The sequence below is a fragment of the Micromonospora sp. H61 genome, from assembly GCF_018070325.1.
GTDB lineage: Bacteria > Actinomycetota > Actinomycetes > Mycobacteriales > Micromonosporaceae > Micromonospora > Micromonospora salmantinae.
On sequence record NZ_JAGPXY010000059.1, the window covers coordinates 1 to 12320 of the forward strand.

The following is a 12320-nucleotide window of genomic DNA, read 5'->3' on the forward strand; positions in this document are numbered from 1 at the left end:
GGGTGGGGTGGTGTAGGGGGTGGGGGTTAGTTGCCGGCTTGGGGTTGGGGTTGGAAGGCGGTTCGTTCGCTCGGCGGGACGAAGTCGCGGACCGGTTGGTCGCGCAGGGCGAAGGCGAGCACCTCACCGACCGCGTTCACCATCTGGGCCTGCACCGCCTGACCGACCGCGTCCCGGGGATCGTCCGGGTTCGCGGCCATCGACGCGACCGCGAGCTGCGGCGTGAACGCCACTACCGTCTCCGTCTCGTACCGCTCCGAACTGCCGGTCTTGCCCGCCACCGGACGGCCGAGCTTCGCCCGCAACCCGGGTGCGGTGGCGCCGTCGCAACGCCCGTACATCGACTGGTCGCCCACCGGGCAGCGGGCCGCGTCGATGGCCGCCCGCGCCACGTCGGCGTCGAGCACCTGTCGGCAGTCCGGCTTGGCGGCGTCGACCGGCCGGCCGCCCGAGTCGGTGATCGAGACCACCGGCAGCGGCGCACACCAGGTCCCCTCGGCCGCCACCGTGGCGTACGCGCTGGCCAGGTCCAACGGGGTGGTCGCGGCCACGCCCAGGGTGAACGGACCCCAGTCCTTCGCGCCGTAGCGGGCCAGCTTGGCGTCGGACTCGGCCCGCAGCACGATGCCGAGCCGCTCGGCCATCTCCACCACCCGATCGGCGCCGACCTTCTCGGTGAGCCAGGCGAAGTACGTGTTCACCGAGCGGCCGAACGCGCTCCACATGGTGCGGGGGCCGTCCATCGACGACGGGCTGGCGTTCGCCGGGCACCACCGTCCGTCGCAGCTCGCCTCCCCGGTCACCGGGAAGCGGGTGAGCAACTGGGTCGGCGCCACGAAGTCGGTCGACAGCGGCAGGCCGGACTCCAGCGCGGCCAGCAGGGTGAAGAGCTTGAACGTCGAGCCGCCCTGGTACCCCTCGATCGCGCCGCCGCCGGCGATCAGCTGGTTGACGGTGTTCGGGCGGTTCTTCTGCCCGACCGGGTTGTCCGCCACGCTGTAGGCGCGGTTCACCGACATCGCCAGCACCCGCCCGGTGCCCGGTTGCACCACCGCGGTGGGCACCGCCTCGGCCCTGGTCGTCGGATAGATCTTCAGCACCTGCTCGGTGGTGGCCCGCTGCACGCCCGGGTCCAGCGACGACACGATGGAGAAGCCGCCCCGGCGCAGCGCACGCTGCCGCTCGTCGGCGGTCGCCCCGAACGCGGACTGACTGCTCCACCAGCGGGTGAACCAGTCGCAGAAGAAGCCCCAGTCGTTGTGCCCGTCGGGCACGCCCGTGCAGTCGTTCGGGGTCTCGCTGGGCCGCAGTTGCAGCGGTTCGGCGCGCGCCGCCGCCGCCGCGTCCGCCGGTACCTGCCCGGACTCCACCAGCCGTTCCAACACGTACGACCGCCGGGCCACCGCGCTGTCGGCGTCGCCGTTGATCGGATCGTCGCTGTCCGGCGAACGCACCAGACCGGCGAGCAGTGCCGCCTGGGCCAGGGTCAGCTCGGCCGGGGAGCGGGAGAAGTACCGCTTGCTGGCCGCCGCGATGCCGTACGCCCCGGCACCGAAGTAGGCGATGTTGAGGTAGCGGGTCAGGATCTCGTCCTTGTCGAGTTCCCGCTCCAACGCGAGCGCGTACCGCATCTCCTGGAGCTTGCGGACGGTGGTGAGTTCGGTGGCGGCGTCCCGCTGCGCCTCGGTCAGCCGGGGGTCGTTGCTGAGTACGTTGCGGACGTACTGCATGGTCAGCGTGGAGGCGCCCTGCCGGGTCCGGCCGTCGCGCTTGTTGACCGTGAACGCGCGCACCACGCCCCGCAGGTCGACCCCGCTGTGCTGGTAGAACCGGACGTCCTCGGCGGCCACTATCGCCCGGCGCATCACCGGAGCCACCTCGTGCAGCGGCACGTCCACGCGATCCTCCTGGTAGAAGGAGGTGATCAGGGTGGTGCCGTCGTTGGCGTAGAGGTTGGAGCGCTGCGCGGTGGGCGGCGTCCGGAGCGTGTTCGGCAGCTCCGAGTACGGCGTCGACAGGGCGCTGAAGCCGATCCCGAGGACCAGGGCCGCGGGTAGGGCGGCGGCGGCCAGCACCAACCCGGCCAGCACTCCGGCGATCACCACGGTCAGCAGTTTGTCGAGTTGGGCCCGGATCATCAGCTCTCCCCGCAGGAGCCGGTCACGCTAGGACCCGTTCAGAATGACCCGGAACGCCCCTTTGGCCCTGGGTTTTCCCCAAACCCGGAGGAAACTCGCACCACGCTCAGGGCAGTAGCGCGCCGGCCAGCGGGTGGACCGTCTCCTCGATCTCGTCGGCGACCCGGCTGAAGCACTGGTCGCCACGACCCCACGGGTCGTCCAGATCATCGGTGGCCAGCGCCGAAGCGCCCAGCCGCGCGTCGTGCGCCGCCGCCACCAGGGCCATCCCCCGGGCGTACACGGCCTCCGGGGTGGCGTCGCCCGGCGGCAGCGCGGCGGCGTCCACAGCGGCCAGCAGCCGGCCGAACTCGCCCAGCACGAACGTCCGGGACGCCGCGTCCGGACGAAGCGCCACCACGTACTCCTGCTGGTCGGCGGTGGCGGTCAGGACCAGGTCGGCGGCGTCGATGTGGTCCGAGCGCAGCTTGCGCGCTGCGAACCCGGCCACGTCCCCACCACGGCCGGTGACCTGCCGTGCCGCCGGCGGGTTCATCTCCTCGCCCGCGTGCCAGCCACCCGTACCGGCGCTGTGGCTGTGCACCAGCTCCTCGGCCTGGGCCGGGTCCTGCGAACGCCGGGTCAGCCGCTCCCGCACCGCCAGGGCCAGCAGCCGCTCCGCCATCGGCGAGCGGCAGATGTTGCCCATGCAGACGTGCAGAACAGTGAACGGGGGCACTCAGACCGCCCGACCGTCGACGAGATCCGGAACCACGTCGCGCAGCTTCTCCAGCGGGATCGCCCCGGCCCGCAGCAGCTGCGGCACCTCACCGGTCAGATCCACGATCGTGCTGGGCACCGGATCCGGGCAGGGGCCGGCCTCCAGGTAGGCCCGCACCGAGTAGCTGAGCTGGTCACGCGCCTCGTCGGCGGTGACCGCGGCCGGCTGGCCGGTCTTGTTGGCCGACGAGACCGCCATCGGGCCGGTCTCGCGCAGCACCTCCAACGCCACCGGGTGCAGCGGCATCCGCACCGCCACAGTGCCGGTCTTGTCGCCCAGGTCCCACTGCAGGCTCGGCGAGTGCTCGACCACGATCGTCAGCGCACCCGGCCAGAACGCCTCCACGAGGTCCCGTGCGGCGGTGGGCAGCGAGAAGACCAACCCGTCAAGGGTGTGCCGCGAGCCGATCAGCACCGGCGGCGGCATCTGCCGACCCCGGCCCTTGGCATCGAGCAGCGCCTTCACCGCGTACGGGGTGAACGCGTCCGCGCCGATCCCATACACGGTGTCCGTCGGGAGAACGACCAGCTCGCCGTTCTTGACCGCCTCGATCGCCGCAGCGATGCCGCGGTCCCGATCGGCGGGCGACCGGCAGTCGTAGAGCATCACGAGGAGTCAGTCTGCCACGCCGCCCCGATCGGGGCGTGCTGGCCGTCCGCCCGTCGGGACGCGGTCGCGTAGCGGGGACGCCCGGTGAGGTCCGGATGCTCCGCCACGGCGGTGAAGCCGCCGTCGCGGGCGAGCAGTTCGGGCACCGCCGCGCCGTGGGTGTCGTCGTGCTCGACGCCGAACACGCCCCCGGGGCGCAACAGCACCGCCGCCCGGGCGACGACCGGCCGGATCACCACCAGACCGTCAGCGCCCCCGAAGACCGCCTCCGCCGGGTCGTGCCCGGCCACCTCCGGCGGGACCACCACGTCGTCCGGTACGTACGGCGGGTTGCAGAGCAGCACGTCCACCCGGCCCGCCAGCTCGGCCAGCAGATCCGGCGCTGTCACATCGGCCTCGACCACCTCGATCGGGCGGTCCCCCGCCGCGGCGCGCTCCGCCGCGTTGCGCCGCAGCCAGGCCAGCGCCGCCGGGGACCGCTCCACCGCGATCACCCGCGCTCCCGGCAGCTCCTGAGCCACCGCCAGCGCGATGGCGCCGGAGCCGCTGCACAGGTCCACCACCACCGGATCGGGCCGGCCCTGGGCCTGCTCGACGCCCCAGCCGGCCAACAGCTCGGTCTCCGGCCGGGGTACGAAGACACCCGGGCCGACCGACAGCTCCAGGTGCCGGAACCCGGCCCGACCGGTCAGGTGCTGCAACGGCTCGCGCGCGGCGCGGCGGCGCGTCAACTCGTCGAGCCGCACCAGCTGGTCGTCGCCCAGGTCGTCGGCGAGAGCCAACCGACCCCGGGGAACCCCGAGCACGTACGCCGCCAGCAACTCGGCCTCCACCCGGGCCGAGCCGACCCCGGCGGCGGCGAGCGCGCGAGCCGCTCGGGCCACCGCGGCGGACGCCCGGATGGGGCCTGTCCCTTCGGGGGGGTGTTGCGGCAAAGTACTCACGACATAATCATGAAGCGTCACGGGCGGCGTGACGAACAGGTGCGCCCAGGCGCGCACGACAGGAGGTTGGCGGGTGGGCTGGCTCGACCGGGTCGATGACCAGGTTGACGCCCTGACGCACGCCCGGGCGTTGCAGGAGGCCAGCCGCTCCGCGGAGGCGTACGTCCTGTTGGAGCGTGTGATCCGCACCACCAACGACCCGGCGGCGCGAGCGGACGCGATGGTGCAGCGCCTCTCCGCGCTGATCAATCTCGGTCGGACCGCGGAGTTCACCAGGGCCATCGAAGAGGCGTCGACGGCGGTCCGCGACCTCGCCGAGCCCTATCTGCACGGTCACCTCAACGCGCTGGCCGCGCTCGCCGCGCACCACCAGGGCGCACTGGACCGCTGCGTCATGCACCTCGTCCGGGCGGCCCGGGCGCTGGGCGCCGTCGCCGACCCGGACCGGGACACCGCCTGGGGCTGGCACGACCTGGCCATGGCCTACAGCTACCTCAGCTTCCACGGGTACGCCCTGGGCGCCATCGAGCGGGCCCGGCAGCTCGGGCTGACCTCCGGGATCCCGGAGGAGACGTTCGCCGCGCCGGGCATCCGGCTGCGCAACGCCGTGGCCCTGGACCACAACGGCGACAGCGATGGTTGTCTGCGGGTGCTCCGGGACGTGGCCGCCGACCTGACCCGCTTCGTCCGCGCCGGGCGGGCCGGCCAGCTACGCCCGAGCAGCCTCGCCGCGTACGGCTACGCGGCGGCCCGACAGGCCGCGCTCGGTGACCAGGTGGCGACCGAAGGCCCCGAGCCGGCCCGGTTGATCACCCACGGCGGGGACAGCGCCCGCGCCCGCGACCTGCGTCAGCTCGGGCAGGTGTGCCTCGCCGTCGCCGACGGTCGGCCGATCGAGGCGGTCGCGCGACTGGACACCGTCCAGGTCTCCAACGAGACGCTCGGGGCGGCCGAGCCGGCCCGGCTGCGCAGCATCGCGTTGACCCGCGCCGGGGACCACCTGGCGGCGCACCGGGCCGACCGGCTGGCGTTCCGGCTCGCCGCGCAGCGCAACGACCGGCTGCGTGACGTCTACATCGACGGCATCGCCGCCCGCATCGACCACGAGGAGATGCGCCGCGAGGCGGCACGCTTCGAGGGCGAGGCGTTGACCGACCCGCTCACCGGGCTGCCGAACCGCCGCCGGCTGGAGCGCTACATCACTGCCGTTGTCACCCGCGGCGATCGAGTGGTGATCGGCGTCTGCGACCTGGACGGTTTCAAGGCGGTCAACACCCGGCACGGGCACCACTCGGGCGACCTGGTGCTGCAACGCATCGCCGGCGTGATCAACCGGGTGATGCGCCGGGGTGACTTCGTGGCCCGCTACGGCGGTGACGAATTCGTGGTGGTGTTGCCGGACACCGGCATGACCGAGGCCGCCGAGGTGGCCCGCCGGATCGAGGCGGCGGTCCGCCTGGAGGACTGGGAGTCGTTGGTCCCGGGCACCCCGGTCGGGGTCAGCATCGGCTTCGCCGAGGTCTCCGGTGGCAGCGGGTTACGCGACGCGCTCAGCGTCGCGTTCGAGCAGGCCGACCGCGAGATGCTCCGCGCCAAGACCCGCCCCCGCGCGAGCTGATCGGCCCCCGCGCGAGCGGGTCAGCTCGGTGCCGCGGTCAGCGGCGGGTCAGCTCGGTGCCGCCGGCGAGCCGGGCGGCCCGGTCGGCCTCGGTGAGGGCGTCCAGCACCCCGTCCAGCTCGCCGCCGAGGGCCAGATCCAGGTTGTACGCGGTGTAGCCGATCCGGTGATCGGTGATCCGGTTCTGCGGGAAGTTGTAGGTGCGGATCCGCTCCGAGCGGTCCACGGTGCGCACCTGGGCCTTGCGCGCGTCCGAGGCGGCGGCGTCGGCCTGTTCCTGGGCGGCGGCGAGCAGCCGGGCCCGCAGGATCCGCATCGCCTGCTCCCGGTTCTGCAACTGGGACTTCTCGTTCTGGCAGGAGACGACGATGCCGGTCGGCAGGTGGGTGATCCGCACCGCCGAGTCGGTGGTGTTCACCGACTGGCCACCCGGGCCGGACGAGCGGAACACGTCGATGCGTAGTTCGTTCTGGTCGATCGTGACGTCGACGTCCTCGGCCTCCGGCAGCACCAGCACCCCGGCGGCGCTGGTGTGGATCCGACCCTGCGACTCGGTCACCGGGACACGCTGCACCCGGTGCACGCCGCCCTCCCACTTGAGCCGTGACCAGACGCCGTTGCCGCCGTCCGGCACACCCTTGGTCTTGATCGCCAGGGAGACGTCCTTGACCCCGCCGAGGTCGGAATCCTGTGCGTCGATCACCTCGGTGACCCAGCCGTGCCGCTCGGCGTACCGGGTGTACATCCGCAGCAGGTCACCGGCGAACAGTGCCGACTCCTCGCCACCCTCACCGGCCTTGATCTCGACGATCACGTCCTTGGCGTCGTGCGGGTCGCGCGGAATGAGCAGCTCGGCGAGCCGCTCCTCCAGCACCGGCAGAGACCCGGCGATGGCGTCCGCCTCGGCCGCGAAGGACGGGTCCTCGGCGGCCAACTCGCGAGCCGCGGCCAGATCGGCGCGGGCCTGCTCCAACTCGTCGGCGGCCTTGTGCAGCGGCACCAGCTCGGCGTACCGGCGGCCGACCCTGCGCGCGGTGGCCTGGTCGGCGTGGATGGCCGGATCGGCCAACCGCTTCTCCAGCTCCGCGTACTCGTCGAGAAGGCCGGCCAGACGCTCGCTGCTCATGCTGCGGATGCTCCTTCGACGGTGCGCGACGACCGGGCCGGGGCCGGGAGGCCAGCGGCCGGACGGAAACGGAGGAAAACGCGGACGGCGCCCGCGTCCGGTGAGAAACCGGACGCGGGCGCCGAACGAGGAGTTACTTGGCCTTCTTGGCCTGAACCTTGGCGTACTTCTGCTGGAACTTCGCGACCCGGCCGGCGGTGTCGAGAACGCGCTGCTTACCGGTGTAGAACGGGTGGCAGGCGCTGCAGGTCTCGGCGTGGATCGCCCCGCCCTTGGCGGTGCTGCGGGTCGTGAACGTGTTGCCACAGGAGCAGCTGACCTCGGTGGTCACGTACTCCGGGTGGATGTTTGCCTTCATCGCCTCGGTCCTCGCGTTGGTGGGCGCCGGGTCGCCGTCATCGCTCGTCGCGCCGTACACGACGGGCTCGGGCGTGAACCGGAACCGGTGGCCGATTGACCAGTGTGCCATGGGCCTGAGCCGACCCGGTAGTCGGGCCGCACACCTCGTCCGGCATCGTCAACACGTGCCTACCCGTCCGCATTCCCGCCGCCCGGCGGGGCATTCGCGCACCCGGCGGATCGCCGCCGGGTACCCCGGCCGGGGTACGCCCGTCGAGCCGGAGGTGCGCCGATGACCCGCCTGATCGCCACCCGGGGCCTGCCCGCCTCGGGCAAGACGACGTTCGCCCGCACGCTCCAGCCCTCCGTGTCGCGGGTCAACCGGGACGATCTGCGCCGGATGCTGCACGGTGAACGGTTGTTCACCCAGTGGGCCGAGGCGCAGGTGACAGCAGTGCAGCAGGCTCAGGTCGAGGCGTTGCTGCGGGCCCGAGCGGACGTCTGCGTGGACGACACCAACCTGCGCGCGCGGACCCTACGGGGCTGGGCCGAGCTGGCCGCCCGCCACGGCGCGGACTTCGAGGTGCACGACTTCACCGACGTGCCGCTGGACGAGTGCCTGCGCCGCGACGCCGCCCGTCCGGGCGCCGACCAGGTCGGCGCGGACGCGATCCGCCGGCTGCACGAGCGGTACCTCCAGGGGCGGGAGTTGCCGTTGCCGGTGCCGCAGGCCCGCACCGGACGCCCCGCCGTGGTGCACCCGCCGTCGGCCGAGCCACCGGAGATCGTCCTGGTGGACATCGACGGCACCGTCGCACTGGCCGTCTCCCGCAGCCCGTACGACATGACCCGGGTGGGCCAGGACCAGCCGAACAGCGCGGTGATCGCGGCGGTCCGGGCGATGCACGCCGCCGGGTACGGGGTGGTCTTCTGCTCGGGGCGGGACGCCTCCGCCCGCGCGGCCACCGAGGCGTGGCTGGCCCGGCACGTCCGAGTGCCCTACCTGGGACTACACCTGCGGGCCGTCGGCGACTCGCGGAAGGACTCGATCGTCAAGCGGGAGATCTACGACCGGGAGATCCGGGACCGTTACCGGGTGGCCGGCGTCTTCGACGACCGTGTCCAGGTCGTCCAGATGTGGCGATCCCTCGGTCTCACCGTCTTCCAGGTGGCCGACGGCGACTTCTGAGGTGTCCGGACGGGCCCCCAGGCGTGGGGGCCCGTCCGGACAGTTCACCCGGTGACGGTGATGGTGGCCTCGGCACGGGCGCCGTTGACCTCGACAGTCAGGCGTATCGGCGCGCCGGGCCGAAGTGCCGTCAGGGTGCCGGTGGCCGGGTCGAACCGGGCGGTGTGCCAGGGACGCACTCCGGCCGCCGAGCCGACGTGCACTCCCGGCGAGGCCGACCAGTCGGCGCTGACCGGTGCGGCCACCGGGACCGTACGCCCGCCGGGCTGGGTCAGCGTGGCGGTGACCGCCGCTGGGGTGCCGACCGCGACGCTGGCCGGGGCGGCCATCGTGAGGCGGTCGGTGTGCGCGTGGAACTCCGCGTCCACCCAGCGCGGGCCCTCGGCGAGCGGGTCACGGCGGGCCCGGTCGGCCTCGGCCGGGGTCACCGGGTCCACGCCGAACTCCGTCCAACCGGTGAAGCCGCCCTGGTCGGCAGGGGTGGACGGCGTCTTGCCCGCATTGCCGTTGATCACGTACGGCACCCCGTCCACCCGGTCGGCGTGGAAGGTGCCGACGTGCCCGCCCACGAACAGCGCGCCCTTGCCGGTGCGGTGCTGGAAGTCGGCCAGCCATTGCTCCAGCAGCGCCGCCTCCTTGCGGTCGCCGAGCTGGCTGGCCTGCGCCGGGCTGGGGTCGCGCGGCGGGTGGTGGTGCAGGACGACCACCGAACCCACGCGCCGGTCGGTAGCCGCCGCGTCCAGCGCCTCGCGGAGCATCCGTACCTGGTCGAAGCCTCCGCCGCGCAGCGTCCCGGTGGACGAGTTCAGCGTGACGAACCGGGTGCCGTTGTGATCGAACACCCGGGAGGTGGCACCGAACACGGCCGCGAAGTTGCTGATCGGAGCGCCCATGATCTCGTGGTTGCCGGGCACGTAGTACCAGGGCAGCGCGTCGCCCAACTCCTCGTCGAGGATCCGCCGGGCCAGCGCGAAGTCGGCCGGGTAGGCGGTGTCCACGAAGTCGCCGTTGATCAGGAGGAAGTCCGGCCGGGCCGCCCGCACCTCGCGCAACGTCCGCCGGGCCTGGGCGACCAGGTCGCTGTCCGGGTCGGCGGCGACGAACTGGGCGTCGGAGAGCACCGCGAACCGCCACGGCGCGCCGTCCACAGTGCCGTCGCGGACCACCACCCGATCGGTACGCGGGGCCGCCTCCGGCACGTCCACCGTCGGGGGCACCTTCGCCACCAGGTCGTCGATGATCACCTCGCTGGTGTACTGCGCCGCGGCGTTCGTCTCGGCCACGTAGAAGCGGCGTACCCGCACCGGGTACTGCACCCCGGCCGGCACCGCGAACTCCACGTACCGCCAACCGGTCCAGGTGATCAGTGGGCCACGCAGCACGTGCTGGGTGTCCTGGGCGTCGTGCAGGTGCAGGCTGGGCCACTCCCCGGTGCCGTTGCCGTGGATCCACATCCCGAAAGCCTGCGGCTGACCGGGCACCTCGATCCAGGCCGGCGGGTCGGCGTACGCGGCCCGCGTGCCGGTGGACCGGCTGAAGTCGTACGACATTCGCAGTCCGGTGCCGGTGTGCCCGGGCGCCGGCGCCACCGAACCGCTGGCACGGGCCTGGCTGAACCGCCAGGACGCGGCGTCGTCGAACCCGGCGACCGGCACGTCGGTCAGCCCGACGGTGACCGGCAGGACAACGCTCGAGCGTCCGACGTGAACGGTCACCAGTCCCGAGCCGGTGGCCTGCAACGCGGCGATGGACAGGTTTCCGTCCCCGGTGGGGGTGATCCGCAGCAGATTCCGGTCGTAGTCGAGGGTGAGGTCTGCCGGCTCGATCGGCGCGGTGTTGCCTTCGGCGTCGTACCCGACCACGCCGACCACTGCGTCACCGTCGCGGCCGGTCAGCCCGACCCGCGGCGCGGTGGCGCCGATCCGGGCCAGCGGGCCGAGCACTGTGAGGTTCACCGAGCCGCTGGCCCGCCCCCGTGCGGCGGTGACCGTGCTGGCCCCCGGCGCGCCGGCGCGGAACACGCCGTCACTGTCGACCCGGCCGCGTACCGCCGGGGTCGCCCGCCAGGTGGGGGCGCCCGCCGCCGGGCCGTACGTCTCGTCGTAGCCGGATGCGGTGAGGGTGCGGGTCAGCCCCGGGAAGACCCGGTCGGGCCGCCCACCTCGCACCGGTGAGACGCCCGGGGCGGCGGTGGGGTCGCTGGCCGTCTCGACCCAGTAGCCGGTGAGTCGCCCGCTGCCCTTCGGCGCGTAGATGGCCAGGCCGTTGGGCACGGCCCGTTCACTGCCGTCGGAGGGGCCGTTCTCCAGCTGTACGGCGGGCGCGCCCGGCTCCCGGGCCAGCAGCGTGGACGATCCCCCACCATCGAGGTTGAGCGCGTGGTGGGCGCCCAACTCGGCCATCATCCGGCCCATCTCGGTCTGCGTCACGCCGCGGCTGTCGACCTGACGGCCGTCCACCGTCAGCATGATCATCTTTCGACCGTCGGCGCTGAATCCGACAGCGGTGCGCGGGGCGAGGGTCGGGTCGGCGATGCTCTGCACGACGCCGTCGCGGACCAGGACGTTGCCGCCCCCGACCGCCGCGTGCAGGGTGCTGCCGTCGGAGGGCTTCGGCCGCCAGGCCACCGCCACCGGGTCACCGGGGCGCAGGCCGGCCAGCGCGTCCGCGCCGAGGTCCCGGCCGAGCAGCACGGTGCTGCCGGCGACGATCGGGCCGCTACCGGCCACGCTTCCCACAGCGGCCACCCGACCGCCGGTCACTGTGACCTCGACCACCCGGGCCGCGCCCTCCACGGCACGCTGCCGGGAGTACGTCCCCCACAGCTCGGTGAAGGCGCCGATGCCGTCGGCCTGCACCATGTTGTTGAACTGGGTCAGCGGGACCGGCCCGGTGGGCAGTGTGGCGCTGCCGTCGAAGTTCACCTCGATCACCCGCCCGAGCCCGTTCGTGGTGACCGCCACCGCGTTGCGGTGACCGCTGACCCCCGACTGGATCAGCTCGCCGTCACGGACGCCGACACCCTGGGCGGCGCCGGAGTTGTTGATGTCGAAGAAGTCGCCGTTGACAGCGGCGACCGCGTGCGACTCGTCCACCGCCTTTCGCAGCGGCTCGGCCCGGCTGACCGCGCCGGAGTTGACGTAGTCGACGGTGGAGCCGCCGGCCAGGTCGGTGGTGAGCGCGTCGGCGCGCAGCCAGCCCTCGGCGTCGTACCGGTCGAAGGACGTCAGCTGCACGCCCGGCGCGACCGGCCGGGTGGCAGTCGTGGTCTCCAGCCCGCCGGCCGGCTCCAGACCACCAGCGCCGGCGGTCGGGGCGGTCGCGACTGTCGGGTCGGCGGCCAGGCTGACCGAGCCGCCCGGGCCGGAGGACGCGGGCGGCGCGTCCTCCGCGATGGTGGGCGAGGCCACGGACCGTGAGGCCACGGTGGGCGAGTCGATGGTGGGTGCCGCGGTGGCCGGCGGCGACAGGGCCAGGGCGAGCAGCGGCGTCAGCAGCAGGACGCCGGTGCGGCGGGCGGATCGTCTGCGGGTACGCATGGACGACAGTCAACCCGGCAATGAATAGAAGTTTCAATACCTGTCGACTGAACCGAAG

At 73.1% G+C, this 12320-nt stretch carries 9 protein-coding genes; 2 read left to right on the plus strand and 7 right to left on the minus strand.

Going from position 1 to position 12320, the window contains the following annotated elements; all coding sequences use genetic code 11:
* Positions 1–26 precede the first annotated feature (26 nt).
* The 4 genes from KBX08_RS24510 to prmC all read right to left on the minus strand — a co-directional run bounded on the left by KBX08_RS24510 (position 27) and on the right by prmC (position 4451).
* Complete coding sequence (locus KBX08_RS24510) at positions 27–2138, minus strand: transglycosylase domain-containing protein (RefSeq protein WP_210785732.1); 2112 nt, start codon at positions 2136–2138, stop codon at positions 27–29.
* 106 nt (positions 2139–2244) lie between these two features.
* Entirely contained in the window at positions 2245–2856 is a 612-nt protein-coding gene (locus KBX08_RS24515) for a phosphotyrosine protein phosphatase (protein ID WP_210785733.1), read from the minus strand.
* Positions 2857–3504, minus strand: coding sequence for an L-threonylcarbamoyladenylate synthase (locus KBX08_RS24520; protein WP_091406475.1), 648 nt, complete (start codon positions 3502–3504; stop codon positions 2857–2859). It abuts the gene before it with no gap.
* Positions 3504–4451: a peptide chain release factor N(5)-glutamine methyltransferase gene (gene prmC / locus KBX08_RS24525; protein WP_210785734.1), complete on the minus strand. Its 948-nt coding sequence runs from the start codon at positions 4449–4451 to the stop codon at positions 3504–3506. Before prmC ends, KBX08_RS24520 begins: the two co-directional genes overlap by 1 nt.
* Positions 4452–4524: 73 nt before the next feature.
* On the opposite strand from prmC, the gene KBX08_RS24530 reads away from it, so the two are divergent.
* On the plus strand, positions 4525–6069 hold the full coding sequence (locus KBX08_RS24530; RefSeq protein ID WP_210785735.1) for a diguanylate cyclase: 1545 nt from the start codon (positions 4525–4527) through the stop codon (positions 6067–6069).
* Positions 6070–6106: 37 nt separating this feature from the next.
* Here KBX08_RS24530 and prfA read toward each other — a convergent pair whose 3' ends face one another.
* Together prfA and rpmE are read right to left on the minus strand one after the other, a co-directional pair.
* A complete protein-coding gene (prfA, locus tag KBX08_RS24535; RefSeq protein ID WP_210785736.1) occupies positions 6107–7195 on the minus strand; it encodes a peptide chain release factor 1 in 1089 nt (362 codons plus the stop codon).
* A 133-nt stretch (positions 7196–7328) separates the two neighbouring features.
* On the minus strand, positions 7329–7553 hold the full coding sequence (gene rpmE / locus KBX08_RS24540; protein ID WP_030333150.1) for a 50S ribosomal protein L31: 225 nt from the start codon (positions 7551–7553) through the stop codon (positions 7329–7331).
* Between the two features lie 273 nt (positions 7554–7826).
* Here rpmE and KBX08_RS24545 point away from each other — a divergent pair, with 273 nt between their 5' ends.
* Entirely contained in the window at positions 7827–8723 is an 897-nt protein-coding gene (locus KBX08_RS24545) for an AAA family ATPase (RefSeq protein ID WP_210785737.1), read from the plus strand.
* Positions 8724–8767: 44 nt separating this feature from the next.
* On the opposite strand, the gene KBX08_RS24550 is transcribed toward KBX08_RS24545, so the two are convergent.
* Entirely contained in the window at positions 8768–12262 is a 3495-nt protein-coding gene (locus tag KBX08_RS24550) for a phosphodiester glycosidase family protein (RefSeq protein ID WP_210785738.1), read from the minus strand.
* Positions 12263–12320: the final 58 nt, after the last annotated feature.

Excerpts from the sequence above, each read along its gene's own strand:
- rpmE (WP_030333150.1), bottom strand. The coding sequence starts at position 7,553 with ATGAAGGCAAACATCCACCCGGAGTACGTGACCACCGAGGTCAGCTGC.
- prfA (WP_210785736.1), bottom strand. The coding sequence starts at position 7,195 with ATGAGCAGCGAGCGTCTGGCCGGCCTTCTCGACGAGTACGCGGAGCTG.
- KBX08_RS24520 (WP_091406475.1), bottom strand. The coding sequence starts at position 3,504 with ATGCTCTACGACTGCCGGTCGCCCGCCGATCGGGACCGCGGCATCGCT.
- KBX08_RS24510 (WP_210785732.1), bottom strand. The coding sequence starts at position 2,138 with ATGATCCGGGCCCAACTCGACAAACTGCTGACCGTGGTGATCGCCGGA.
- KBX08_RS24550 (WP_210785738.1), bottom strand. The coding sequence starts at position 12,262 with ATGCGTACCCGCAGACGATCCGCCCGCCGCACCGGCGTCCTGCTGCTG.
- KBX08_RS24545 (WP_210785737.1), top strand. The coding sequence starts at position 7,827 with ATGACCCGCCTGATCGCCACCCGGGGCCTGCCCGCCTCGGGCAAGACG.